The organism is Pedobacter sp. GW821-FHT01D05, from assembly GCF_059422505.1.
In genome coordinates, this window is the sequence record NZ_JBWKXA010000001.1 from 810900 (window position 1) to 835835 (window position 24936).

At 38.2% G+C, this 24936-nt stretch carries 24 protein-coding genes; 16 read left to right on the forward strand and 8 right to left on the reverse strand.

The genetic code is table 11. The features are described 5' to 3' along the window. Nucleotides 1–37: 37 nt before the first annotated feature. From AC07VK_RS03290 to AC07VK_RS03300, 3 genes are all read left to right on the forward strand, one after another. On the forward strand, nucleotides 38–631 hold the full coding sequence (locus AC07VK_RS03290; protein ID WP_492953248.1) for an LOG family protein: 594 nt from the start codon (nucleotides 38–40) through the stop codon (nucleotides 629–631). A gap of 145 nt (nucleotides 632–776) precedes the next feature. Further along, the gene (locus AC07VK_RS03295) at nucleotides 777–1238 is read left to right on the forward strand and encodes a MaoC family dehydratase (RefSeq protein ID WP_492958294.1); all 462 of its coding nucleotides are present in this window, start codon (nucleotides 777–779) and stop codon (nucleotides 1236–1238) included. A gap of 60 nt (nucleotides 1239–1298) precedes the next feature. Next, nucleotides 1299–1838, forward strand: coding sequence for a hypothetical protein (locus AC07VK_RS03300; RefSeq protein ID WP_492958295.1), 540 nt, complete (start codon nucleotides 1299–1301; stop codon nucleotides 1836–1838). Here the strand turns inward: AC07VK_RS03300 and AC07VK_RS03305 are convergent. Continuing rightward, nucleotides 1835–2299 carry an iron chaperone gene (locus tag AC07VK_RS03305; protein WP_492958296.1) on the reverse strand — a complete coding sequence of 155 codons (465 nt, stop codon included), beginning with the start codon at nucleotides 2297–2299 and terminating at the stop codon, nucleotides 1835–1837. The two genes, AC07VK_RS03300 and AC07VK_RS03305, sit on opposite strands and share 4 nt — an antisense overlap. A gap of 1 nt (nucleotide 2300) precedes the next feature. After that, nucleotides 2301–2744 carry a DUF2721 domain-containing protein gene (locus AC07VK_RS03310; protein ID WP_492953251.1) on the reverse strand — a complete coding sequence of 148 codons (444 nt, stop codon included), beginning with the start codon at nucleotides 2742–2744 and terminating at the stop codon, nucleotides 2301–2303. 240 nt (nucleotides 2745–2984) lie between these two features. Between AC07VK_RS03310 and AC07VK_RS03315 the strand changes: the two genes are divergently transcribed. The 6 genes from AC07VK_RS03315 to AC07VK_RS03340 all read left to right on the forward strand — a co-directional run bounded on the left by AC07VK_RS03315 (nucleotide 2985) and on the right by AC07VK_RS03340 (nucleotide 11028). After that, the gene (locus tag AC07VK_RS03315; RefSeq protein ID WP_492958298.1) at nucleotides 2985–4613 is read left to right on the forward strand and encodes an acyl-CoA carboxylase subunit beta; all 1629 of its coding nucleotides are present in this window, start codon (nucleotides 2985–2987) and stop codon (nucleotides 4611–4613) included. Between the two features lie 224 nt (nucleotides 4614–4837). Next, entirely contained in the window at nucleotides 4838–6001 is a 1164-nt protein-coding gene (locus tag AC07VK_RS03320) for a dipeptidase (RefSeq protein WP_492958300.1), read from the forward strand. Nucleotides 6002–6259: 258 nt separating this feature from the next. Continuing rightward, nucleotides 6260–7216, forward strand: a complete 957-nt coding sequence (gene trxB / locus AC07VK_RS03325) for a thioredoxin-disulfide reductase (RefSeq protein WP_113951968.1) — start codon at nucleotides 6260–6262, stop codon at nucleotides 7214–7216. A gap of 754 nt (nucleotides 7217–7970) precedes the next feature. After that, nucleotides 7971–9881 (forward strand): beta-N-acetylhexosaminidase, encoded by a 1911-nt coding sequence (locus AC07VK_RS03330; protein ID WP_492958302.1) that lies wholly within the window; start codon nucleotides 7971–7973, stop codon nucleotides 9879–9881. A 55-nt stretch (nucleotides 9882–9936) separates the two neighbouring features. Next, a complete protein-coding gene (locus AC07VK_RS03335) occupies nucleotides 9937–10533 on the forward strand; it encodes a hypothetical protein (RefSeq protein ID WP_492958304.1) in 597 nt (198 codons plus the stop codon). Between the two features lie 123 nt (nucleotides 10534–10656). Continuing rightward, nucleotides 10657–11028 carry a diacylglycerol kinase family protein gene (locus AC07VK_RS03340; protein WP_492953257.1) on the forward strand — a complete coding sequence of 124 codons (372 nt, stop codon included), beginning with the start codon at nucleotides 10657–10659 and terminating at the stop codon, nucleotides 11026–11028. Here AC07VK_RS03340 and AC07VK_RS03345 read toward each other — a convergent pair. The 3 genes from AC07VK_RS03345 to AC07VK_RS03355 all read right to left on the reverse strand — a co-directional run bounded on the left by AC07VK_RS03345 (nucleotide 11017) and on the right by AC07VK_RS03355 (nucleotide 12786). Continuing rightward, nucleotides 11017–11583 (reverse strand): DUF922 domain-containing protein, encoded by a 567-nt coding sequence (locus AC07VK_RS03345; protein ID WP_492958306.1) that lies wholly within the window; start codon nucleotides 11581–11583, stop codon nucleotides 11017–11019. The two genes, AC07VK_RS03340 and AC07VK_RS03345, sit on opposite strands and share 12 nt — an antisense overlap. A 119-nt stretch (nucleotides 11584–11702) precedes the next feature. Next, nucleotides 11703–12302 carry a hypothetical protein gene (locus tag AC07VK_RS03350; protein ID WP_492953259.1) on the reverse strand — a complete coding sequence of 200 codons (600 nt, stop codon included), beginning with the start codon at nucleotides 12300–12302 and terminating at the stop codon, nucleotides 11703–11705. Then, entirely contained in the window at nucleotides 12289–12786 is a 498-nt protein-coding gene (locus AC07VK_RS03355; RefSeq protein ID WP_010601992.1) for an RNA polymerase sigma factor, read from the reverse strand. Before AC07VK_RS03355 ends, AC07VK_RS03350 begins: the two co-directional genes overlap by 14 nt. A 305-nt stretch (nucleotides 12787–13091) precedes the next feature. On the opposite strand from AC07VK_RS03355, the gene AC07VK_RS03360 reads away from it, so the two are divergent. The 4 genes from AC07VK_RS03360 to AC07VK_RS03375 all read left to right on the forward strand — a co-directional run bounded on the left by AC07VK_RS03360 (nucleotide 13092) and on the right by AC07VK_RS03375 (nucleotide 17236). Further along, the gene (locus AC07VK_RS03360) at nucleotides 13092–14468 is read left to right on the forward strand and encodes a dicarboxylate/amino acid:cation symporter (protein WP_492953260.1); all 1377 of its coding nucleotides are present in this window, start codon (nucleotides 13092–13094) and stop codon (nucleotides 14466–14468) included. 97 nt (nucleotides 14469–14565) lie between these two features. Beyond that, nucleotides 14566–15066: a hypothetical protein gene (locus AC07VK_RS03365; RefSeq protein WP_086546640.1), complete on the forward strand. Its 501-nt coding sequence runs from the start codon at nucleotides 14566–14568 to the stop codon at nucleotides 15064–15066. Nucleotides 15067–15371: 305 nt separating this feature from the next. Then, nucleotides 15372–15734: a BlaI/MecI/CopY family transcriptional regulator gene (locus AC07VK_RS03370; protein ID WP_108201046.1), complete on the forward strand. Its 363-nt coding sequence runs from the start codon at nucleotides 15372–15374 to the stop codon at nucleotides 15732–15734. A 5-nt stretch (nucleotides 15735–15739) separates the two neighbouring features. Next, nucleotides 15740–17236 (forward strand): M56 family metallopeptidase, encoded by a 1497-nt coding sequence (locus AC07VK_RS03375; protein WP_492958308.1) that lies wholly within the window; start codon nucleotides 15740–15742, stop codon nucleotides 17234–17236. A 139-nt stretch (nucleotides 17237–17375) separates the two neighbouring features. Here the strand turns inward: AC07VK_RS03375 and AC07VK_RS03380 are convergent, their stop codons facing one another. Together AC07VK_RS03380 and AC07VK_RS03385 are read right to left on the reverse strand one after the other, a co-directional pair. Continuing rightward, on the reverse strand, nucleotides 17376–20036 hold the full coding sequence (locus tag AC07VK_RS03380; RefSeq protein WP_492958310.1) for a TonB-dependent receptor: 2661 nt from the start codon (nucleotides 20034–20036) through the stop codon (nucleotides 17376–17378). Further along, nucleotides 20033–20989, reverse strand: a complete 957-nt coding sequence (locus tag AC07VK_RS03385) for a GLPGLI family protein (protein WP_492958312.1) — start codon at nucleotides 20987–20989, stop codon at nucleotides 20033–20035. Before AC07VK_RS03385 ends, AC07VK_RS03380 begins: the two co-directional genes overlap by 4 nt. 878 nt (nucleotides 20990–21867) lie before the next feature. Here AC07VK_RS03385 and rplU point away from each other — a divergent pair. From rplU to AC07VK_RS03400, 3 genes are all read left to right on the forward strand, one after another. Beyond that, nucleotides 21868–22179 (forward strand): 50S ribosomal protein L21, encoded by a 312-nt coding sequence (gene rplU, locus AC07VK_RS03390; RefSeq protein WP_025146774.1) that lies wholly within the window; start codon nucleotides 21868–21870, stop codon nucleotides 22177–22179. A 52-nt stretch (nucleotides 22180–22231) separates the two neighbouring features. After that, nucleotides 22232–22660, forward strand: coding sequence for a 50S ribosomal protein L27 (gene rpmA, locus AC07VK_RS03395; protein ID WP_492958314.1), 429 nt, complete (start codon nucleotides 22232–22234; stop codon nucleotides 22658–22660). 291 nt (nucleotides 22661–22951) lie between these two features. Next, on the forward strand, nucleotides 22952–23797 hold the full coding sequence (locus AC07VK_RS03400; RefSeq protein WP_492958315.1) for a hypothetical protein: 846 nt from the start codon (nucleotides 22952–22954) through the stop codon (nucleotides 23795–23797). A 144-nt stretch (nucleotides 23798–23941) separates the two neighbouring features. On the opposite strand, the gene AC07VK_RS03405 is transcribed toward AC07VK_RS03400, so the two are convergent. After that, on the reverse strand, nucleotides 23942–24916 hold the full coding sequence (locus tag AC07VK_RS03405; protein ID WP_492958317.1) for a polyprenyl synthetase family protein: 975 nt from the start codon (nucleotides 24914–24916) through the stop codon (nucleotides 23942–23944). Nucleotides 24917–24936: the final 20 nt, after the last annotated feature.

Consider the following 24936-nt stretch of genomic DNA (forward strand, 5'->3'; position numbering starts at 1 on the left):
AGCCGATAAAGTCTTAACTTCGGTAAATTTTAACTAAATGAATAAGCTTAAATCAGTTTGTGTGTATTGTGGCTCAAACTTTAATGGCGATGTAGCGCTTCGTAACGCAATAAAGCAACTGGCAGAAACACTTGTAAAACAGCAGATCAGATTGGTGTATGGTGGAGGAAGTGTAGGCGTGATGGGTGTATTAGCCAATGATGTACTCGAGTTAGGCGGTTTAGTTACCGGTGTAATACCACAGTTTTTAATGGATAAAGAAGTTGGTCATAAAGGGGTAACCGAAATGATCGTAACTGAAAATATGCATCAAAGAAAACAGAAAATGGCCGATTTAAGTGATGGTTTTGTAATTTTGCCAGGAGGTTTCGGTACCCTTGAAGAGTTTTTTGAAGTGTTAACCTGGTTGCAGCTCGGCCTGCACACAAAACCAATCGGCGTATTAAATGTAAATGGTTTTTACGATCCCTTATTTGCCCAAATGGATATGATGGTGCAAAGTAAATTTTTGAAACCGGCCAATCGTGATTTAGTTTTTAATGAAGCAAATGCCGAAACTTTAATCGATAAAATGGATGATTTTTCTGCCATTCCAGATGAGGTCTGGTTTAGGGAGCGGAACTTGAGTTAAATTACAGCAAGGTGCTTATGGTTAATCGTTAGGCCATTGGCCATCTACTATAAACGATTAACCCAAAAATGCCTTTTAAACAGAATTAAAAAATAATTATTAATTCGCCAGCCGCATAACGCTTGGCACTAAAATATATATCAAAATGCAAATCATTACCTCCCACGCAGAATTTGAACAATACCTTGGCAAGGAATTAGGCGTTTCTTCATGGCATACCATTACACAAGAACAGATTAATAAATTTGCCGATGCCACATTAGATCATCAATGGATTCATGTCGATGAAGAAAGAGCCCAAAATGAAGGCCCTTTTAAAGCAACCATAGCGCATGGTTATTTAACGCTTTCGTTAATCCCTTACTTGTGGAAAGAAATTGTTGATATCCAAAAATTAAAAATGGAGATCAATTACGGTATCGAAAGTTTAAGGTTTGCGCAAGCAGTTACCGTTAACAGTAAGGTAAGGTTAAAAGCAAAATTGGCTTCTATTATTAATCTTCGGGGAGTAACCAAGGTAAATATGGCTATCGAAATGGAAATTGAAAATCAAAAGAAGCCTGCCTTTAGTGGAGAGGTCGTTTTCTTGTATCATTTTGTGAATTAATAGTTTACAATGCAGCGCATTGTTTATCTTTAAAATTAAATAAGGCAAAACAAATGCATCATGATCGTAAACTGGAAATCTTTAAGTTTTATTTTAATTAGTTTCGCTATCCTTTCTTGCCAGAAGAATAAGGCTCAAAACAGGGCTGCTGATTCATTTTTGCCCATGCAGATTGGCAATTTATGGTATATGAATGCCCAATCCTACACCGAAATCAAGGATACTGTTCGCATCAATAAAAAGCTTTTTTACCAGTTTTATTCTTTGGTTGGTGGCGATGCAGTGAGTACAGTTTATTTAAGGATAGACGAGCAGAATAAATTAATTGAGGGCTATCCCGATAGTCCTTTGAAAACTTATACCAGAGCTGATTTCAATGCAAAAATTGGCGATAAGTTTTTCACGACAGGAGAAAAGGATGAAAATGATAACGAAGTAACTGTTATTCAAAAATCGGATACGGAAATTACTTTTTCGTTTGATCCGATTTATCATCCAAATTTAAAAGGATACCCATCGCAGGTAAAATACATAAAAGGTAAAGGCTGGGCCGAAAAGTTTAAAAAGCTGAAGATTGATGGTGTAGTTTATCAAAATTAGCCTTTACGTTTATATACTTTTTCATATTGTTCAATCCATTGTGCTGGTGTAACCTTTCTGGTGAGCTCGGCAATTAGTGCATACGGAATATCATCAGGCTTTTTAAAACGAACACAGCCTTTGCCCATATCGAGTTTGTATATAGCGTGTTTAGGATATTCAGCCTGAAACCATTCCAGTAAATCAGTAAAAGCATACAACCCTAAGTGATGCATAACAATAAAATTCTTTTGCGAACCAATATTGATAAAAGGTAAAGCCTGTTCTGGTGTACAATGGTAACCTGGAGGATAAAGCCCGAGTGGAATAACATATCCCAGCATGCCGTAGGTAATCTGTTCCTCGAAACCAGCTGGCAGGTTTTCTAAAATAGTATCTCTCAATTTCGAAACAGACGCTTTCCTTTCTTCAGGGAGGTTGTTGAAATATTCCTCAGGTGTATTAATAACAGATGGTTGCATATCAATCTTTATCAAATTTCTTTTTAAACCTACTTACAATTGATGGATTATCGAGCTCCTCTAAACTGCTCAATTCCAGCTCCAGTGCTTTTGTACTGATCTGGATTTCTATTAACGAAATGATTAACGATATCATAAAAAATATCAAACTCAGTGCAAAAAGAATTTCAGCAAAGGTATTCCACTCCAAATAAATAAAAAACATACAAAAAAGGCAGCTGGCAAAGCTAAGTACACCAAAAGCCTGCATGTTTTTGATCAGTCTTAAGCGGTAACGCAGGTTTTCGATCTGTTTATGAAGGGCTGCATTTTTATCGCCATTCTCATATTTCGATTTTAAACTTCTCACTAAACTGGCCAAAGCCAAAAAACGATTGGTATAAGCCAGCATAATTAAGCTGATGGCAGGAAACAATAGCGCAGGAATATTGATGGTTAGTTCCATTTTTCGGATTTACCCAAAAATATCATTTTAAACGGATATCTTTCACATTAACCGCGAAGGACGCAAAGTTTTCGCAAAGAGATTTATTATAGCTGAAGTATAAATCTGTATTTTTTCATTGCTTTTTCTTTGTGTACTTTGTGGTTAAAAAGCATAGCGCACTTTGCGGTTAAGCTACCGTTAGACCAGAAACCGTTTTGGTCAATATTGTTTTTCTAAAATTAAATTTAAATTGCCACCATGAATATCGAATTCAATAAAAATGAGGATGTAAATAAACAGTTGGTATACGAACTGAAAACCAGACTCAAAAAAATATATTTAGGTGGTGGCGAAAAAAATGCTGCCAAACAAAAGGAAAAGGGAAAATTATTGGCCCGCGAGCGCATTGCTTATTTAATTGATAAAGATACCGACTTTTTAGAAGTAGGTGCTTTTACAGCTGATGGCATGTATGCCGAACAAGGTGGCTGTCCTTCGGCCGGAGTGGTGTGCGGTATTGGCTATGTAAGCGGAAGGCAATGTATGATTGTAGCCAACGATGCCACTGTAAAAGCAGGTGCCTGGTTTCCGATGACTGCAAAAAAGAACCTGCGCGCGCAGGAAATTGCTATGGAGAACCGCTTGCCGGTAATTTACCTGGTTGATAGCGCTGGTGTATATCTTCCGATGCAGGATGAGATTTTCCCCGATAAAGAACACTTTGGAAGGATGTTCCGTAACAATGCCATTATGTCGTCGGAAGGAATTGTACAGATTTCGGCCATCATGGGCGCTTGTGTTGCTGGTGGAGCCTATTTACCCATCATGAGCGATGAAGCGATGATTGTTGATAAAACCGGATCGGTTTTTTTAGCGGGTTCTTACCTGGTAAAATCGGCCATAGGTGAGGAGGTTGATAATGAAACTTTGGGCGGAGCCACAACTCATTGCGAAATATCGGGTGTTACCGATTATAAACATCCTAATGATCAGGCCTGCTTAGACAGCATAAGGAACATCATGAGTATGTTGGGTGCGCCTCAAAACGCAGGTTTTGATCGGATTAAACCAGCAAAACCAAAAGAAAACGAAGAAGAACTGTATGGTATTTTACCCGAAAACAGAGATAAACCTTACGAAATAATGGATATCATTAACCGCTTGGTTGATCAGTCTGAATTTGAAGAGTATAAAAAAGGCTATGGACAAAGCATTGTTTGTGGTTTAGGCCGTATTGATGGCTGGGCAGTAGGTATTGTAGCCAACCAGCGTAAAGTGGTGAAGTCGAAAAAAGGAGAGATGCAGTTTGGCGGTGTAATTTATTCTGATAGCGCCGATAAAGCTACCCGTTTTATTATGAACTGTAACCAAAAGAAAATCCCATTGGTATTTTTGCAAGATGTTACTGGCTTTATGGTAGGCAGCCGATCAGAACATGGTGGCATTATTAAAGATGGTGCTAAAATGGTTAATGCTGTGGCCAATTCTGTGGTGCCAAAATTTACAATTGTATTGGGCAATTCTTATGGTGCAGGCAACTATGCCATGTGCGGTAAGGCTTACGACCCTAGATTGATTTATGCCTGGCCAACGGCTAAAATTGCAGTGATGGGCGGCTCGCAGGCTGCAAAAACTTTACTTCAGATTCAGGAAGCCTCTTTAAAAGCTAAAGGAGAGGTGATTACTGCGGAAAAAGAAGCCGAATTGTTAAAAGAAATCACTGATAGATACGATAGCCAAACCACACCTTATTATGCTGCATCGCGCCTTTGGGTAGATGGTATTATCGACCCGTTAGAAACCAGAAAGGTTATTTCGATGGGGATTGAGGCCGCCAACCAATCGCCGATTACAAAGAAATTTAATGTTGGGATTATACAAACTTAGGGTCCAATGTGCTGTCAGATGTTACCATCTGACAGTTACGTTATATCATTTTTTTACCGCTGGAAGTACCTGAGTTTTGAGCATAATTAACCATCTATGATGAACTAATTATCCAAGGCGGTCAAAACATTTAAAACATATTGTGCCTTTCTTTCTTGGTGGTGAAAAAATAAATGAACTTGAGTGCCTGAAGTGATCAAAACAATTAATATTATATTTAGCGCATGAAAAATCTTTATCTTTTTCTTGTCCTTACACTATTGCAGATCAATCTCTTTGCCCAAAATTCAGATAAAATTCATCAAAATGCGATTGTAATCGATACGCATGGAGATATACTGTTCAATCAGATCAAATCGGGTATCGATATTGGCAAGCTTCAGCTTAAAGGTAATTTCGATTTGGTAAGGGCCAAACAAGGCGGATTGGATGTTCAGTTTTTTTCCATCTGGTGTGATGAAAAGGGTGGATATGCTGTAGCTAACCAGGAAATAGATTCACTTTATAGTTTAATTAAACGATACCCCGATAAAATCCAGTTGGTTGCCACCGCCAAAGATTTGGAGCAGGCTGTTAAGCAACAAAAATTGGCTGCGATGATAGGGGTAGAAGGTGGCCATATGATCGAAAACCGTTTGGATTATATTGATAGCTTAGCCAAGCGGGGAATGGCTTACCTTACTTTAACCTGGAACAACAGTAATCCATGGTCCAGTTCGGCAGCCGAAGAAACTTCTGGTAAAGTGAAACCCGAAAACGCGGGTTTAAACAAATTCGGAAAACAGGTAGTTAAACGTTTGAATAAACTTGGCGTAATGGTCGATTTATCGCACGTAGGCGAAAAAACATTTTATGATGCCATTGCTGCATCTGCTAAACCCGTAATTGTTTCCCATAGCTGTGTTTACGCGCTAAATCCGGTTCCACGAAATTTAAAAGATGATCAGATTAAAGCTGTAGGTAAAAATGGGGGTGTAGTATGTATTAATTTTTATAGCGGTTTTTTAGATTCTACTTTTAATACGAAACAAGAAGCTTTCTTTGCAAAATATGATGGTGAACTAAAAACGTTGAGCACTAAATATGGCAGGAGCAATGCCATTGATACGTTGATTTTCAACCATCAGGCTGATGCCGATGCCACACGACCACCAATTGCACTTTTGGTTAAACATATTAGCCACGTAGTGAAATTAATCGGCATAGATCATGTTGGCTTGGGCGCAGATTTTGATGGCGCCGAATCTTTTCCCTTAGGTATAAACAGCGTAGCAGATTATCCTAAAATTACCGATGAGCTGATTAAAAACGGATATTCGGAAAACGATATCAAGAAAATTCTGGGAGACAATATAATTCGGTTGATCAGAGCGAATAAAGGGAAATGATTTATTGTGCTGTTATCGTGCGGTCAGATGTTACTTTATTGTGCTGTCGGATGTTACCATCTGACAGGCGAAAAAACAATCACGAAATAGGTAATCAGTATCAGATGGAAACATCTGACACCACGAATCTCTTCACCAGGCACTCTGCGCTAAGCTTAGGTGTTAATAAGTAAACTATGTTGACAATGTGCACTTGCCAACAAATATTTAAAGCATTAAATTTGCGCTACGATTAATGAATTTCAAACACACAATATAATGTCACAAGAAAACGAACACGTTCAGTGTTTAATTATAGGTTCAGGTCCTGCAGGTTATACTGCTGCAATTTATGCTGCCAGAGCTGATTTAAAACCAATTATGTATACCGGAATGCAAGCCGGTGGGCAGCTTACTCAGACTACAGATGTAGAAAATTTTCCAGGTTACCCGCAAGGAATTATGGGGCCAGAAATGATGGAAGATTTCCGTAAGCAGGCTGAGCGTTTTGGTACCGATATCCGTTTTGGTTATGTAAGTTCGGTAGATTTCTCTTCAACACCACATAAAGTAGTGGTTGATGAAATTAAAACCATTACAGCTGATACCGTAATTATTGCTACAGGCGCTACAGCAAAATGGCTGGGTTTACCAAGTGAGCAACAATACAATGGTTTTGGAGTTTCGGCCTGTGCCGTGTGCGATGGCTTCTTCTTTAAAGGACAAGATGTTGCCATTGTAGGTGCTGGAGATACTGCTGCCGAAGAAGCAACATATTTAGCCAAATTATGTAAAACCGTTCATTTATTGGTGCGTAGAGATGAATTCAGGGCTTCTAAAGCAATGGTGAGTCGCGTTTTAGCTACACCGAATATTGTGGTGCATTACAATACCGAAACCCAGGAGATTTTAGGTAACGGTAAAAATGTAACTGCAGTTAAAGTTTTAAATAACAAAACCGGTGTTGAATCTGATATCGCAGTAGAAGGTTTCTTCGTAGCTATCGGTCATAAACCGAATACCGATATTTTTAAAGGTCAGTTGGATATGGATGAAACAGGTTATTTAGCTACCAAGCCAGGTTCTACTTTAACCAATATCGAAGGCGTTTTTGCCTGTGGCGATGTGCAGGATATGTACTATAGACAGGCGGTAACTGCTGCAGGTTCTGGATGTATGGCAGCGCTCGATGCCGAAAGGTACTTGGCTGCTAAGGAACATCCTGTTGAAGCATAAAAATAATTTCAAAATATTTTGAAGAAGAGAAATCAGCAATGGTTTCTCTTTTTTTGTTAAAATCGTCATCTCAACTGGAATGCAGTGAAATGGAGAGATCTATCAGTAGGAGTTCTAAGAGATGGTTTCTCTTTTTTTGTTAAAATCGTCATCTCGACTGGAACACAGTGAAATGGAGAGATCTATCAGTAGGAGTTCTAAGAGATGGTTTCTCTTTTTTTGTGATTGATGTTTTTTGGAAAGCAAGTGCAGCAGCTCTTTTTATTGTTAGTCCTGCTTTTCATTACAAGTTCGCACTCGTTCCTCGCTTGCGTGCTTTCCACTTCAATCAGGTTTAAATACTTAGGTTTCTGCTACTATTTAAAATTGAACAGCATGCTGCCTAGAATAGTTCTTCTACGCTTTGCAACCCCAAATAGTTAAAATGGCCGTGCCACTTAAACCTGGCAGTAGTGGCAGCTCCCGATATTTCATCGGGACTATAACGGATGACAGGGCTATCGTAACCCAAACGCTTCTGCGCCTGATTTTCATAAAAGTAGTCGTCATTTCGACTGAAACGCCGTGAAATGGAGAAATCTGTTGTGTGGAAGCTATAAAATATAGACTTCTGAATATTAAGATTTATATGCGTTATGCAGCATAGTCAAACGGTTGATCTAGATTGTAACAAGAATGTGAGATTCGGAATCTGGCCATAATCTCTATCTTGGTTCCAACAATCAAATAAGTCTATAAAAAACCTAAACACAACATGAACAAAGCATTATCGATTTTTATTGGAGTATTAATCAGCACGAGTGCATTTGCGCAGAGTGATCCTAACCTGGGTATCATACCTGCACCTGTAACCATTACCAGGGCAAACGGAAATTTCATTTTAGATAAAACCACAGTTTTAGTAAATCAGAGCATCGACGGCGCAAAGATGGCTGATTTATTAAATGCTTTTATCGTTACCAAGGCAGGTTTTGCCTTACGTGAAACTAAAATTACCCAACCAAACCAAAAAGCAATTGTTTTAACATCTGTTGGAGCAGATCAATTGCCAGCTGAAGGTTACACGATTAAAGTTACCCCAAAACAAATTATTTTAACAGGAAAAGGCGCAGGCCTTTTTTATGCGGTTCAATCTGCTATGCAGATGATGCCTGATAAATTGGCTGATAAAATTACCATCCCGGCAGTTGATATTAACGATTATCCACGTTTTGCTTACCGTGGAACGATGTTGGATGTAAGCCGCCATTTCTTCCCGATCTCTTTTATCAAAAAATACATCGATCAGTTAGCTTATTATAAAATAAATACTTTCCATTGGCATTTAACTGACGATCAGGGCTGGAGATTGGAGATTAAAAAATACCCAAAACTGGTAGAAATCGGTTCTTCACGTAATGGATCGATTATTGGTAATTACCCAGGTAATGGCAATTATCTTACACCGGTTAAAGGTTATTATACACAAGAAGAAGCCAAAGACATTGTTAAATATGCAGCTGCTAAATACATTACGGTAATACCCGAAATTGAATTGCCGGGCCATGCCTCAGCAGCAATTGCAGCATATCCTGAATTAAGCTGTTTCCCTGATCGTGATACTTTTATCAGCGATAAAACGCCATGGGCGGGCAGCAGAAAAGGTAAACAGGTACAGCAAACCTGGGGTGTTTTTGATGATATTTTTGTGCCATCAGCAAATACTTTTACCATGTTGAATAATATTCTGGATGAGGTTATTGCTATTTTTCCATCAAAATACATTCATATCGGTGGTGATGAGGCACCTAAAACCTATTGGAAAGAATCTACCTTCTGCCAGAACCTGATGAAGGAGAAAGGTTTGAAAGATGAGCATGAATTACAGAGCTATTTTATCCAGACGATAGAAAAACATGTAAACGGAAAAGGACGCTCGATTATTGGTTGGGATGAGATTTTAGAAGGTGGTTTGGCGCCTAATGCAACCGTAATGAGCTGGAGAGGTGAAGATGGCGGAATTGCAGCTGCACAGCAGAAACACGATGTAATTATGACCCCAGGATCTATGGGTTTATATATCGACCATAAACAATCTAATTCTCCTGATGAGCCGGTAACCATTGGCGGATTCGCGCCATATCAAAAGATTTATGCTTACGATCCGATTCCGAAAGTGTTAACCGCTGATGAAAGAAAATACATAAAAGGTGTGCAGGCAAACATGTGGTCTGAGTATATTAAAACCACGGCAAAAGCAGAAAATCATGCTTTCCCTCGTTTATTGGCTCTATCTGAAATTGCATGGTCGCCGGTTGACCGTAAAGATTTAAAGAATTTTTCTGAACAACGTTTACCAGCTCATTTGGCCCGTTTAGATAAAATGAATGTAAATTTTTGGGTACCTACACCAATTGGTCAGAGCGATAAACCTTTAACAGGCGGAGAATTTACAATTGATTTAAAAGCGCCTGTTACCGGAGCTAAAATTTATTATTCGATTGATCTGTCACGTCCATCAGAAAATGCATTCTTGTACACCTCGCCAATTAAAATTACAGTACCTCAAGGCGAAAAGAGGGTATTAAAAACCATTGTTATTGCACCAAGCGGCAGAAGAAGTGTAACTACAGAAACGGTTTTAAATAACGGAGCACCTGAAGTTAAAACGGATGGTAAGAAATAAATTGCTTTAAAAAGCTAAAATCCTTAATTTGGGGCAACCAAAATGTCCTAAATAAATGAAATTACAGAAATATACATTACAGCATCTCTTGTTAATTACAGGGATGCTGTTTTGTTTTGCATGCACAGAAGAAAAACCGAAAGAAGTTAAAGCTGAGACCGCAAAAGTTGAAAAGAACCCTTTTCGTTTTTACAGGGATATAGAAGTAAAACCCGGATTAAATTTTGAAATTGTAAGCTGGGGAAAAGGGGTAGACTCTATCGGAGGCTATCAGATTTTAATGTCTGATTCTGTTCGTAATAACTATAGGTCGGCCGCTGTAGATCGCAAAGGCATTATCACCGATGCCTGGAATATGGATTTAGACAATGACGGAAATCCTGAATTGTACATTCAATTATTGAGCAAAAAGACAGTTTCAGATCTAAATGTTTTTGAATATGCTGGAGGCGATTTTAACAAAATCAGTTTTCCATCATTAAGTTCAAATCAGAAAAAAGGTTATTCAGGTAATGATCAGTTTTTTATCAAAAATGGTGACCTGTTCCGCTCTTTTCCCGTAAAAGATGCAGCAGATAGTACTAAAACAATTACCAGGACCTATCAATATAAATTAAGCGGAAATGGTTTTTCTACAAGCGAGGTGAAGTAAGGTAGAGGGCGGAAGGTATAAGGGTGGAAGGCGTAGCGCGTGTGGAGTAAGGCGAGGAGTTATTTCTTGAAGAATCGTCATCCTGAACTTGATTCAGGATCTATCATGCAATTTAAAAAAACAATGAACAACGAAAAATTTTCTATCATCGATCGGATCAAGAGCTTTAAATATGCTTTTAATGGCCTGAAACTATTTTTCGTTAACGACCATAACGGTAGGGTTCATCTGTTTGCAGCAATCATCGCTATTGGCCTATCTTTTTACCTGAAAATTTCCAGTTCAGAGTGGATTGCTATTTTATCTGTTATCTCGGCTGTTTTTGTTGCCGAAATTTTAAATTCAGCTATAGAAAAACTGGCCGATGTGGTTTCTCCGGAGTATCATCCCAAAATTAAAATGGTAAAAGACTTAGCTGCTGCTGCGGTTTTGGTGGCTGCATTTCTGGCGGTAGCCGTTGGTTTTTTTGTCTTTATTCCAAAACTATTCTTGTAATTCGGCCATTGCTGTCCTCGATTCTTCAATCTTATCCTGTATAATGTCATCCCATCGGGCCTGCATTTTATGGTTGCTGCCATGCTCGGTTTCTTCATCATAGTTACGTTGCATGGTATCGAAATAATTGCTGATCTGATTGGCGAGTTCTGATATCTGGGCTTTATAGTTGCTTACGGCATAGTTCCGGTTTTTTAATACCCTTTCGGCCTCCAATAATAAAATATAATGGATATCGGCGTGCCCCTGTTCGTGGTGTAAAAGACTTGCCCTAATTTCAGGGTCTTTAATTTTGTCCCACTTAACCCATGATCTCGTTTTATCAATGCTCACATCATTTTTAAGCTTAATGGCAACGCGATTACGGTAAACAGTGCTGGAGTAACTGTATTTCCATGTCATTGCAGTCAGCGCAAAAAATGGCGACCGCATATCGGCTTTACCTTTAAAATGCGTTTCCCAATTCAATTGAATGGGCCCGGAAAAATCCTGTTTAAAGGCAAATGTGCATGGCAATGCCAGCAAAAATAAAAGGGCAATTATTCGTGTTTTCACCTGTGTAATTTTAGTTTCAACGGTGTTGAAACTATCTTGATTTATCTATACCATTGTTGAATGATAAATCAGGATGGTTTCGTGTGTTGATTTTTACAATGAAAAAACCGTGCCTAAAATTATTCAGGAGTAGAAATCTGTCCGCTAATGCGCTCAAATTTCTCGATTAATAAAGCTATCCGTTCTTTTTCCCTACTCATTACAGCCTTTCTTAATATTGTTGAGCAAAATAAAATCCATAGTGCCGTTAAGCCTACAGCTAAAACTTTTTGAACAAGATTAAAGTGTGCAAGAATTTCTACAAAATAAAATATGATGCCCAATGAAAGTGCAATCATATAAAACCAATATAAAGAGTTGTAAAGTTTATAACGGTTTAATTGATAGGTTTTTAAGTTGTTTAAATATTTGTGCGGATGAGCGGTGAAATCGGTTTTCGAAATTAACCTGTAATCGCGGTACAGAATTAAGGTATATACGCCAATGGCAATAATGGTGATGCTGATTCCGACGTGTGTAGTCCACGATTCGAAGTGAAAAAATATCCATAACGCAGCAATGGCAATAAAGGATGCCAGCATCCCCAAAATGTTTAAAGCAGATTTTAGCTTTAATCCATTTACTTCTTTCTTCGCTTGTTGCAGCATTTCATCAGCAGAAACCTTAACTTCTACCTCGTGCTTTTGCCACAACTCCTGTATTTGATCAAACGCTTGCATACTGGTTATATAGTTCTGTTAATTTTTGTTTAATGCGGTGAATTTTTACCCTCAGGTTGCCTTCGCTTATTCCAGATATATCGGCAATTTCATGGTATGGTAATTCATCAAGTACCATTGTAATAATCAAACGGTCATTCTCTTCGAGCTTGGATATACATTTATAAAGTAGGGCAACCTGTTCATTTTTCTCTGAAAATTCCTCTATTTTATTTTCTATGATGTTCTCTGTTAATTCATCTTTCGCCTGTCTTTTTTCCGATCTCAAATAAGTTAAACAGGTATTCACGGCAATTCTATAAATCCACGTAGAAATTAAAGATTTGTTTCTGAACTTATCCAGATTTTGCCAAACCTTTAAAAAAGTTTCTTGCAGAAGATCATTTGCAGCGTCGGTATCGCCAGTATAACCATAACATAAATGGAATATCTTTTTGGAATTTGAATCGAAGATCTCTTTAAATAACTTGTCTTTTTGTTCCATTTAGGGGTTTATAGTTGCGTTTTAGATAGTGATGTGCGTTTTTTGTTACAACAGAAATCAAAAATAATATATTTTTTAATGTCATTGAGTTAAAAGTTTTTAGCAACAGATGCAGACAGATAAACTCGGATTTTCACATCTGAGTGCATCCTTTCTGTCTGTGGTTAAATTATTTCTGCGCTGTCGAATGGTTTAACTTAACCACGTTGTTATATTTTTTAATCTCACCTGATATCAAAATTTGTTACACGCCGTAAATATCGTAGTTTTACCAAATTAAGAGTACCACAAACTTTTTATTATTCATGAAAAAAAACAAACTCACGCTTTTCATTTTCTTAGCGCTGATTGCGGGTATTGCATTGGGCTATATTTTAAATGTCAATTCAATCGATGTCTATAACCAGAAAATACTCACCGCCGATGCGAAAGTTAAAAGTATAGAGGTAAGCATTGCCAAAACTACCGATACCACAAGTATTGGCTATACACAACTTAAGGCCGAAAGAAAAGCAAACGCTAAAATCAAGAAAGAAAACGAAGATATCAGAGAAAAAAAATTAGAATATTTTACGTTATTGAGCGATATCTTTCTTCGCCTGATTAAAATGATTGTTGCGCCATTGGTATTTACAACCTTAGTGGTCGGTGTAGCCAAAGTAGGCGACATTAAAGCAGTGGGCAGAATTGGCGGTAAAACACTGGGCTGGTTTTTGGCCATGTCGTTAATGTCGCTGGTGTTGGGTATGATTTTAGTAAACTTATTCGAACCCGGAAGACATATGAAATTATCATTGCCAGATCAATTGGTAAATACCGGTATCCAGAAAGCATCGATGAGTGTGAAAGATTTTATTGCGCACGTTTTTCCAAAAAGTATTGCCGAATCGATGTCAACCAACGAAATTTTGCAGATTGTTGTATTCTCTTTATTCTTTGGTGTAGCAACAGCTGCCATTGGCGATTTAGGCCAGATTGTGATTAAAGCATTTGATGCCATTGCTCACGTAATTTTAAAGATGACCGGTTATGTGATGAATTTCGCGCCTCTGGCGGTTTTTGGAGCCATGACCGCCATTGTGGCCAAACAAGGACTTAACGTATTAAATACCTATGCCATATTTATAGGCGAATTTTATCTGGGATTAGTCATACTCTGGGCGTTGTTAATTTTCTTAGGATTTTTGGTATTGAAAAAACGTATTTTCCGCTTGGTAAACGATATGAAGGAGCCTGCGCTCCTGGCTTTTAGTACGGCAAGTAGTGAAGCGGCTTATCCAAAAACAATGATGCTTTTAGAGCGTTTTGGCTGCAAAGATAAAATCGTAAGTTTCGTACTGCCTTTGGGTTATTCATTTAATTTGGATGGTTCGATGATGTACATGACCTTTGCTTCTTTATTTATAGCACAGGCGTATGGTATTCATTTAGGTTTTGAACAGCAAATTTCTATGCTTTTAATCCTCATGTTAACGAGTAAGGGGATTGCTGGTGTGCCAAGGGCATCATTAGTGGTAATTGCCGGTACTATCGCGAGCTTTAATATTCCGGAAGCAGGATTAGCGCTGTTAATCGGTATCGATCCATTATTGGATATGGGCCGTTCTGCAACTAATGTTGTTGGAAATAGCATCGCAACAGCAGTGGTAAGTAAGTGGGAAGGGGAGCTTAAGGAGTCCTGAGTCTGTAGTCAATAGTCTTGAGTCCAATAGTCTCACTCAATCATTCAACAATTCTCTCATTCAATAATTAAATATTCATTCAATAACTCAATATCAAGTGTCAAGTAGAGGAAAAAAAATATTCTTAGCCATTACCATTATTGTTCCGATGATCATTTATTGCTACATCTATTATAAACCGATTATACAGAATGCACCTTTCCGCAAGGATGATTTTGTGTCAATGCAGTATAGTTATGGCTTAAAAGATACTTTGGAAAACACATATGATTCAAAGACTGGTGTTTATCAGTATGTAAATAATAAGGACTCTGTGGTGACCAAAAAGTTCTTTTTAAAGAGCAATGATGTGTTATATATGCATAGAAAGGCAAATGAAATCGGCCTTTGGAATTTTCCAGATACTATTGGTAAAAAAAGTGATAAATCCAGGTTGGTGCCGCGTTATGATATAACTTTCAATTATAAAAAAAAATCAAAACATGTAACCATTTATGGCGACTTTGATGGCAATCCAAAATTATTGGATGCAGCTGTTCAAATGAGAAAAATCATTCAGGAAACTTTATTACAAGCCGAAAAAAGAAGCGGGAAGTAGTTGGAGTTAGTCTGAGGTTAGGAGTCCGGGGTCCGAAGCCAAATTGCATTTAAATTAGTCTGATGTTGAGGTTTGGAGTCGATTAAGCTGTCCACTCAATATGTCACCCTGAGCGGAGTCGAAGGGCTGGATGAATAGTTCTGAGTTTAAAACTCGACAATTAGATCCTTAAACAGACTAAGATAATTAACCGGCTAACAGCAAGGCTATCAATCATGAACCATTAACAAAGGAACTAATGAACCGCAACTCATTAGTTCTTTTCTTTTAGGATGTTTTCGTATATTTACGATATATTCGTAATAATGGAAAAATTAACATTACAGGAAGAGGAGGCCATGCTGGCTGTTTGGCAGATAGGAAAGGGCTTTATCAAAGATTTTATGGATGTACTTCCCGATCCGAAACCACCATATACTACATTGGCATCTACCATTAAGAATTTAGAGCGTAAGGGTTATCTGATGAGCGAACGTTTTGCCAATGCTAACCGCTATAGTGCAAAGGTTAAGGAGGTAGAGTATAAAAAGCGTTTTATGAGTGGTTTTGTAAATAATTATTTCCAAAGCTCTTATAAAGAACTGGTTGCTTTTTTTGCAAAGGATAAAAAAATCAGTGCGGAGGAACTTAAAGAGATTATAAATTTAATTGAGAACCCTGAAAAGTAAATGCCATGCCACATTTCTTTATCATTTTATTGAAAATTAACCTGGTGCTGATCTTATTTTCAGCAACCTATTACGTGGTGTTGCGGAGGCTAACTTTCTACTCCATCAACCGGATATTTTTGCTGTTTGGGATCATCTTTTCTTCTGCCTATCCATTTATAAACCTTACGGAGTTTTTTTCTGCTCAAAAAGCCGTACCTGCCTTTGTTCCGCAACTCAATCAGCAGGTAAGTCAATTGGTACAACGGGATGCCACTTCGATATTTTGGCAAGGTTTAACCGGGCTTTTTTATATTGGTGTGGTATTAATGGCCATAAGGTTACTGGTGCAGTTTATTTCACTTTACAGAATGCATAAAAAGTCTTCACCAGACCAGTTAAACGATTATAAAGTACGGATTTTAAATGATGAAGTAAGTCCATTTAGTTTTTGGCAGACCATTTATATCAATCCGCGTTTGCATAAGAAACAAGATTTAAGCAATATCCTCGAGCATGAGCATGTACATGTAGAAGAATGGCATACTTTAGATATTATTCTGGCCGAAATCTGTGTGGTTTTCTATTGGTTTAATCCAGGTGTTTGGTTGATGAAAAAGGCCGTCAGAGAAAACATTGAATTTATTACCGATGCCAAAATTTTAAAAAAAGGAATCGATAAAAAAGCTTATCAATACAGTTTGTTAGGTGTTGGAGCGTTACAACCATCCGTAGCTATTGTGAATAATTTTAATCTATCCGATCTTAAAAAACGCATTAAAATGATGAACGCGAAACGTTCATCAAAAGTAAATTTAACCCGCTATTTATTCGTATTACCTGTATTGCTTTGCGTTACTTTAGCGTTCACCATCGATAAAAAGGAGGTAAAGGAAAGTTTAGCGCCCCTAACCAAAATGGTAAATGATGTTTTACCAGAAAAGGTTGCTGAAGTAGCTGTACAGCCAAAAACAGTTTTAAAGCCTAAATTCAAAAATAAAATTTTTATTGATACACTGAAAAGACCTGATACTGCTACCAAAATGACTTTTATTTTTAAAAGCATTGTAGACGGTGCAGATTCTTCGCGTAAATCGATAGAAGAGACCTTAAAAGGTTTAGGTAAGCAAGTAAAGATCATGAGCTTTAAAACGAATGGAAATTTTAAAGGCAAAACTTTTGAACAACATTTCAGCTTTACCGATACCACAAATGCAGACCATAGAAATATTGTAATCAATGTATTAGCTGATAAAGAAGCTGGCTTTGAGCATTTGCCAATGCCCGGGAAAAATGGTGTTGCGATGTTTTATTTTTTAAAATCAACGGGCAAAACCCCAGCTGCTAAAGATGGAAACCAAGATGTAACAGGCAATGGGACTATGGTTAATGAAACCACAACCTATTTTTTAAATGGTAATAAAATCTCGAAAGAGGAGCTTGATAAATTAAATGCGAATAAGATTTCTGATCTCAAAGTTGATAGAAATAATCAGGCGATTCAGATTAGTACGAAGCTATAATCGTTTTGAAATAATTAAATTCTAAAAAAAGTCGTCATTGCGAGAAGGCTTTTTCAGCCGACGAAGCAATCTTTATGGCAAGAATCACTAGCATGAAAGATTGCTTTGTCGTTCCTCCTCGCAATGACGAATCTATTTATTAAAAATTAAAAGTAGCTTTCAGCATAGCCACTCTTCCCGGTATATAATACGTTCCAGTGGTCAGTGAATTTGCTGAAAGATAAATCGCATCAAACCTTTTGATATTGGCAAGATTCGTTACGCCAAATTCTAAATCTGTTTTCATTTTTAAGAGTTTGTATCTGATGTTCATATCTGCAAAAAGATATTTCAGACTAGGCTGGGTAGATTGATGCGTAAATAAATGCTCGGCCGATAAATTTAAATACACATTTCTAACGGTGGTAATGGCCAGGGTAGATTGCTGTCTAAGCTGTTGGAAATTTGTTTTTATCGCATTAGCAGCTTGAGCTTTATTATCGGTTACCGAGAAATTGGCAAGGTAAGACCAATTGATGAAATTGGTAAGTTTTGCTTCTATGCCTGCTTTATAAGAGACGGTTTGGGCGTTAAAGGCAAACAGTTCGTTGTTCTGCAATTGATCGTATTTACTCTGCGAAAAAGTTACGCCTCCACTCACTGTACTTCTCAGATCGAAAAGATATTTACTTGCGTTTGCACTAAACGAAAGCGTACGGATATGGTTGCTTAGCGGCAGTACAACCCTTTGCTGAATATTATTGCTTAAACTGTATGAAGAAATGGTGTTTAGTTCGGCATCGCTAAAGTTAGCGGTTAAATTAATAAACAACATCTGCATCGCTTTTCTAAAATTAAATCCAGCTCCGATATTATGGGTTTTCGATTCTGAAATAGGGGCATTATTGGCGAAAAGCGAGCGGTAATTTTTTAAAACTGTACCGCGGTAAACATCGTCAATTCCTCCCAAATCATTTCGGAAGGCATAATTTGCCGTTACATAATTCTCCGGACTGGTTTGATATTTTAAATTAAATGAAGGGTTTAGGAATAATTTATGCAAGCTTTTGTCTAGTTGATTTACCTCATCACTGTAATTGATCTGGTTGTAACTCAAGGGTAAACTCAATCCTGCTTTCAATTTGTCGTTTGTAAATTCATAGGTCGCATCTGTATAGAGCTTAGTTTTAAGCCAGTCCAGGTCATTTACCGCATTACCCGAAACCAGTTCTGTTTGCTGGTTATTTTGTGTACGGTAAAGCTCTGAAAGTAGTTGTTGCTGCTGTACGTTAAAACCTGCCTTGTAAGTTTGTACGAAATTGTTTTTTACAAAAGCGAATGATACATAATTATTGGTGTACCAGGTTGGTATTCTAATGTACTGGTTTAAACCCAGGTAACTGTTTCCGTTGTTTAAGATATCGGCATTAAGTCCCGGTGTAATGTTTAGCGTTTCGGGCTGTGTTGTGCGGTTTAAATAGGAGTAGAGGTTGATTACATCTTCCGACTTCAATTTTTTTCGGTAATTAAATTCGTTGGAAATATCAAGTGTTTCCTGCCGAAGTACCTGATTTGCCGCAACATTATTGATTACAAAGCCTGAAGAGGTTTTATAAGGTACATAATCCAATACAAAATTATTGTTCAGGTAATATTTATCTGCATTTCCATTCAGGTTAAACTGCGTACGGAGTTTTTGCGGATTGATGGCATTGTTCTGCGATTCTGAATAACTGATGTTTTGGCCTGAAAGGTAAGTTTCCGAAAATTTGCTGTATTGCTGGTCGCGCTGATCATATAAGTACGAAAGGTTTGCCCTCAATTGCAGGTCCTGGTTAAACTTATATAAGTTGTTTAGATTGATCAATCCAGCTTTATTAAAAAGATACCTGCTTTGCGGTAAAGAAGGTACACCAGCAGCCCCTGTTGATAGCAATCCACTTGGTTTATCATTATCGAGGCGTTTTAAATAATCCGATAAATTATGCGAGGTAAGGTCGATCCCCGGATCGTTACCGATATTATTGCCTTTGATATTGTTGATAAACTTCAGCTTTTTATTAAATAACATGGCCGTTAGGTTTTCGTCAAAGCGAGCCGGCATCCCAGCGCCAATGGTGGCATCGCCCATTACCTTCAGTTTAGCATCGTCTTTAATCACGAGGTTGAGTGCAACATCATCGCTCATGTTGTTTTTGCGCATCATTTTAATCGGTTGATCATTCTGGATCACCTGTACTTTGTCTACAGCGCTCTGTGGGATACTTTTAGTGCCGATGTTATACTTGTCGTCCAAAAGATTGTCGCCATCTACATAGAGGTTAGAAATGGCTTTTCCGTTATAGCTGATCTTTCCATTCTCTGCAACTTCGATCCCCGGCATTTTTTTGAGTACGTCGCCAATGCTCCGGTCCTGCTTATCGGCGAAATCAGATGGCCTGTAATTTAAAGTATCGCCATTTGCTGTTAACGAAGGCCGGTTTTTTACCGTCACGGTTTCTAACGCTGTTTCACTGTTTTGTAAAACGAGATCGTAACTTTTGTTTACATCTGCCACAACCGTGCTCAGTTTTTTATAACCAATGCTCGAAGCTTCTATTTTATAGCCGGTAATCTGATCGTTTTTTATTGGAATACTAAACTCGCCATTGCGGTTAGTCCTGGTGAAATTGATCATGTTCCCCTCAGGATCTTTTAAACTGACATTAACAGACTCGATCGCTTTTCCATTGCTGTCCTTAACCAAACCCTTGATCGGTTTTTGTGCTAAAGCCGAAAAAGTAGTGAGCAAAAACATCAGCATTATAGCACATTTTCTCATTTTTTCTCTGGAATTTCGATTGGATTGTTGATCTCAGGTTTGCTTATCGTTGTGCCTCCAGCCGGGCGGGAAGCAGGATTAGCCTTAAAAGAACCTTGCATACCACTTGCGGCCATTTGAGCCTGCATAAAACCTTGAGGATCTTTATCTCTTGCTGCTTTAAGTTTATCTAATTCTTTTCTGGTGGTTTTGATGGCATCTGCAGGTAATTTAATCTCCGATCCAAGGTAAGAGGTGCTTACATCTATTCCCACCATTTTAACTACACCTGTGCCATTTGGCATTACAATTTTGCCATCCTCGCCTGAGTTTGTTTGGTTGGCATCGTCTTTTACGTTTTCAAGGCCAGCGAATGTAAATTTCACTTCTTTTTTCTCATCATAAGCCTCTATAATCAAGCCTGGCAACCCGTTTAATTTCCACGGACCACTTTGAAAAGGTATTTCTGTAGCAAACCATGCAATCCAGTTTCTACCTTTAAAGTTCGTGGTAGCTTTCTGGCAGGCTATTCCCGAAAAGCTCATGGTGTCCTTTAAAATCTTCCAGTCAATTTGCGCAGCAGTTTCTTCGATAAGATAATTGTTAAACAGGCGCTCCTTGGTAATCATTTTATGTTCATTGGCAAAAAAGAAATAATCTTCCTGTGTTAATGGAACTTTCATTTCACTTTTCACCTCGATTTTGATATTGGAGTTGCCTGTTTGGTTTTTCATCTGCTCCTGTATCTGTTTTTGGGTATTGAGTGATTGGTTCAGCTTATCGTAACTGGTGTAAACAGAAGCATTTTTTCCGGTTACAAGTAACATGTTTTCGGTTTTCGGTTTATCACGCTGCGTAGTATCCTGGATATGTGTAAAAGTATACCTTACTCTTGCTAAAGCCTTATCAGGGCTTTGGGCTTTTGCCGAAATGGTTAAGGCGGTTGCTAAACAGATGGTTAGGGTTAGTTTCATGAGTTTTATTTTTAAAGTTATCTATTTAATTTTCGTAAATCTACGAAATATTCGTAATAAGAAAAGTGCTTTAACATTTTTTAACGAAGAGAAGGTGAGAGATGTGAAATGGATGATGGATAATGGGATGATAACGTATTTAGTTTTTAAGACAAATACACAGAAAGTTTTTTACGATTCGGAAATGAGCGGCTTGTGGTTCTTGGAGGTTTTTAGCCCCGCCATTCGCTGTAGCTCCGATGGAAGAATCGGAGGCTGTCGCTGCTGTCGGGTTTAAATCTATCGGTTAGTGTCTCACCGACCGAAACCTAATAGTATGCTCGTAGATGTTTAATTCTTATTTGAAAATGAAGAGGTGGTGGTTCTTGGCAGGCTTCAGTCCCGCTTTCCGTTCTTTCTGATGCTAATTTAGTACCGAGTTATCGGTAAAGAATCGGAACCACTGCAATCGGGTTTAGGAACAAGGGTTTCTGCACCCGGCAACCCCGAAAATGAAATACTGTTTTGGTCCAATAGCCCCGGTTGCAGCGTTACCCCAAATGTTATTAAGTTCAGCGCTGTTAATCACAGATAAACACGGATTTTCATATCTGTGTGCATCCTTTTTATCTGTGGTTAAATATTTTTGCTTGTGCCGTATGACTTAACTTAACGACGTTGGGCAGTAGGGTAGGTTTAACCTAAGAATTATTGAGCCTGATTTTCGGAAAATGCAATTAAAATACTTGGCAAATCGATCTTGAAATCCTTAATTTCTCCGAATCCTGATCCTGTATGATTTTAGTGAAAAATATTTTCGTTATGTATTTGTGTGTTAATTGAATTTGTTCTATATTTGCACCTCGTTAAATAAAAATTAAAAAACTAATATTTAAACAATGTACGCAATAGTAAATATAGCAGGGCAGCAATTTAAAGTTGCTAAAGACCAGCACCTTTTTGTACACAGATTACAAGGAGATGAAGGCGCTAGTATTGAATTTGATAATGTATTGTTGGTTGACAACGGTGGTGCAATTACTGTAGGTGCTCCTGCAGTTAAAGGTGCTAAAGTTTCAGCTAAGATCGTATCTCATTTAAAAGGTGATAAAGTAATTATTTTCCACAAAAAACGTAGAAAAGGTTACAAAAAGAAAAATGGTCACCGCCAGTTTTTCACTAAGATTCAGATCTCTGACATCACTCTATAATTAATTGTTAACCCAATAATTCGCTTTTTAGCGAGTTACAAAATATAAAATCATGGCACACAAAAAAGGAGCCGGTAGTTCGAAAAACGGACGTGAATCGCATAGTAAGCGTTTAGGTATTAAAATTTTCGGTGGGCAATTAGCTATCGCTGGAAACATTTTAGTACGTCAACGTGGAACAAAACACCACCCTGATAAAGGTGTTGGTATTGGTAGAGACCACACTTTATTTGCTTTAGTTGATGGTACTGTAATTTTCAGAAAGAAACAAGATAACAAATCTTATGTTTCTATTCTTCCTATCACTGAAGCTGAAATTGAAGCAGCAGTAGCTAAAGCACCAGTTGCTAAAAAAGCGGTTGCGAAAAAAGAAGTTGTAACTGAAGAGGTTGTTGAAGCAGCTCCGGTTGCTAAAAAAGCACCTGCAAAAAAAGCAGCTAAAAAAGACGAAACTACTGAAGAAGCTGCACCTGCAGAATAATTAGTATCAAAGTTATAAAGGAAAGTCCCGATGCAAATCGGGACTTTTTTGTTTTTATGTGGTTCACACTGGTTCATTGGTCATTCGTTCATTGGTCAATTCGGTTAATTGGCGCTCAACTCAAAACCGGTTAATTGCCCTTCGACTCCGCTCAGGGTGACATATTGTGGGGACCGATTAATCAGCTCCTAACCAAATCCCCCAACTCCAACCAATTGTTAAAGCCTGTTAAATAACAAAATTTAACAATTCATCGCGATACATTCGTATATCATTATTTAATTATTTGCGATGAATTTTAAAATACTCAGCTTACCTGTTTTTTCTATTATGTTAGTCGGCTTTTCGGTTAAAGCACAAGATGTAGAAGAGAATATCCGCATGGTGAAACCCTTTAAGGCCGATGGTATATCGAACGAGTGGAACGAACCGCTTAACCAATACAACGACGCCACCAAACTGGCTTTCGCCCTGGCCAACGATGACAAAAACCTGTACATCATTATCGAATCGTTAGATCCGCAAACCACTTTTAGCGTGCTAAGAGGTAGCATTACCTTGAATATCAACACTGAGGGTAAAAAGAAAGATGGTATTAAGTTAACCTTTCCTTTGATGGAAAGACCACCAATGGCTAAAGAAGGAGAGGAACACCATGGTCATGCTGCTTTATCGCCAGATGGAGCCGCACAAGATCCTGTAACGATGAACAAAAGTATCCGTGTTTCTGGTTTTAAAAATATAGCTGATGGTGAACTGCCAGCAATAAACCAGTACGGTATTGAAACGGGAATGAGCATTCATCCCAACAGAGACCTTATTTACGAATTAAGTATTCCATTAACCCAGTTACAGGTAGGATTAGACCTTAAAAAGCCGTTGGTTTACAATATTAAAATTAATGAGCCGAATAAATCTGGCTTTAAAAGAGAAGCTAGGCCTGAAGGTGCAGGTGGTGGTAAAGGCAGATTGGGTGGTAGAGGTGGAATGGGAGGCGGGGGTATGGGCGGTGGCGGCCGTGGCGGTATGGGTGGTGGAGGAAGAATGGGGGGAGGCGGTCAACGGCCATCAGAAGGCGGCGAATCGGCAGCTAAATCTTCTGATTTTTGGATCAAGTACAAGTTGGTAAAGGCATAAGCTAGGATATATAAGTGCGTCATTTCGAGCGAAGTGCAACGAATCCGAGAATCCGAAGGCTCAGCGAAGCTAAATCTATTTTAATAAAAATCAATTTTATAGATTTCTCCATTCCGCTATGCTTCAGTCGAAATGACGAATACCTTAATACTCCCTGGCCATCAATTGCTCGGTGAGCATTAAAATATTTGATTTTCTCTCCTCACTCACATTAATCTGCGCAAATACAGCTAAAGCTTTGTTGAGGTAATTGTTCATGCTTTTTTTAGCAATATCCTGGATATCCAATGTATCGTATACCTGGCGCACAGTATTTACTTTTTCCTGCACATTAAATTCTTTATATGCGGTCCAGGTATCTAATGATGCCCTGGTTTCTCCATCGGCAAGTTCGAAAGCTTTTAGCAGCAGGAAGGTTTTTTTATTTGCAATAATATCACCGCCAACCTGTTTCCCAAATTTTTCAGGATCAGCGTATACATCTAAAATATCATCCTGTAGCTGAAAAGCAATGCCGATATTTTCGCCAAACTGATAAATTAAATCAGCATCTTTTTCTGAGGCGCCAGCGATAATGGCCCCAAGTTTTAAGGCACCACCTAAAAGCACTGCCGTTTTTAACCTGATCATGTTGATGTATTCTTCAATACTTACATCATCACGGTCTTCAAACTCCATATCCAGCTGCTGACCTTCGCAAACCCCTTGAGCGGTTGCATTAAAGGTATTCAACACAGGAGCAAGAAAAGCTGGATTTACTTTTGCCAGGTTTTTATTTGCTTCCACCATCATCACATCACCACTTAAAATGGCAATATTGGTGCTCCATTTTTCGTGTACAGTGGCTTTCCCGCGGCGGAGTGGCGCATTGTCCATAATATCATCATGAACCAGCGTAAAATTATGAAAGATCTCAATGGCCATAGCGGCATCGATCGATTTATTGGCATCTTCACCAAACAACTCTGTCGCCATTAAAACCAGTAGTGGCCTTACCCGTTTACCACCTAGATTAATGATATAAGTTATCGGATCGTAAAGCTGTTTAGGATGATCCGGAAACTTTAAATTTTGTATTGCAGTATCTAAAATTTGTTGTAATTCTTCTGTAGTATGCATTGTAATTATTGCGTAAACAC

Coding starts and splice junctions, on each gene's coding strand:
- AC07VK_RS03290 (WP_492953248.1), top strand. CDS start 38: ATGAATAAGCTTAAATCAGTTTGTGTGTATTGTGGCTCAAACTTTAAT.
- AC07VK_RS03295 (WP_492958294.1), top strand. CDS start 777: ATGCAAATCATTACCTCCCACGCAGAATTTGAACAATACCTTGGCAAG.
- AC07VK_RS03300 (WP_492958295.1), top strand. CDS start 1,299: ATGATCGTAAACTGGAAATCTTTAAGTTTTATTTTAATTAGTTTCGCT.
- AC07VK_RS03305 (WP_492958296.1), bottom strand. CDS start 2,299: ATGCAACCATCTGTTATTAATACACCTGAGGAATATTTCAACAACCTC.
- AC07VK_RS03310 (WP_492953251.1), bottom strand. CDS start 2,744: ATGGAACTAACCATCAATATTCCTGCGCTATTGTTTCCTGCCATCAGC.
- AC07VK_RS03315 (WP_492958298.1), top strand. CDS start 2,985: ATGAATATCGAATTCAATAAAAATGAGGATGTAAATAAACAGTTGGTA.
- AC07VK_RS03320 (WP_492958300.1), top strand. CDS start 4,838: ATGAAAAATCTTTATCTTTTTCTTGTCCTTACACTATTGCAGATCAAT.
- trxB (WP_113951968.1), top strand. CDS start 6,260: ATGTCACAAGAAAACGAACACGTTCAGTGTTTAATTATAGGTTCAGGT.
- AC07VK_RS03330 (WP_492958302.1), top strand. CDS start 7,971: ATGAACAAAGCATTATCGATTTTTATTGGAGTATTAATCAGCACGAGT.
- AC07VK_RS03335 (WP_492958304.1), top strand. CDS start 9,937: ATGAAATTACAGAAATATACATTACAGCATCTCTTGTTAATTACAGGG.
- AC07VK_RS03340 (WP_492953257.1), top strand. CDS start 10,657: ATGAACAACGAAAAATTTTCTATCATCGATCGGATCAAGAGCTTTAAA.
- AC07VK_RS03350 (WP_492953259.1), bottom strand. CDS start 12,302: ATGCAAGCGTTTGATCAAATACAGGAGTTGTGGCAAAAGCACGAGGTA.
- AC07VK_RS03355 (WP_010601992.1), bottom strand. CDS start 12,786: ATGGAACAAAAAGACAAGTTATTTAAAGAGATCTTCGATTCAAATTCC.
- AC07VK_RS03360 (WP_492953260.1), top strand. CDS start 13,092: ATGAAAAAAAACAAACTCACGCTTTTCATTTTCTTAGCGCTGATTGCG.
- AC07VK_RS03370 (WP_108201046.1), top strand. CDS start 15,372: ATGGAAAAATTAACATTACAGGAAGAGGAGGCCATGCTGGCTGTTTGG.
- AC07VK_RS03375 (WP_492958308.1), top strand. CDS start 15,740: ATGCCACATTTCTTTATCATTTTATTGAAAATTAACCTGGTGCTGATC.
- AC07VK_RS03380 (WP_492958310.1), bottom strand. CDS start 20,036: ATGAGAAAATGTGCTATAATGCTGATGTTTTTGCTCACTACTTTTTCG.
- AC07VK_RS03385 (WP_492958312.1), bottom strand. CDS start 20,989: ATGAAACTAACCCTAACCATCTGTTTAGCAACCGCCTTAACCATTTCG.
- rplU (WP_025146774.1), top strand. CDS start 21,868: ATGTACGCAATAGTAAATATAGCAGGGCAGCAATTTAAAGTTGCTAAA.
- rpmA (WP_492958314.1), top strand. CDS start 22,232: ATGGCACACAAAAAAGGAGCCGGTAGTTCGAAAAACGGACGTGAATCG.
- AC07VK_RS03400 (WP_492958315.1), top strand. CDS start 22,952: ATGAATTTTAAAATACTCAGCTTACCTGTTTTTTCTATTATGTTAGTC.
- AC07VK_RS03405 (WP_492958317.1), bottom strand. CDS start 24,916: ATGCATACTACAGAAGAATTACAACAAATTTTAGATACTGCAATACAA.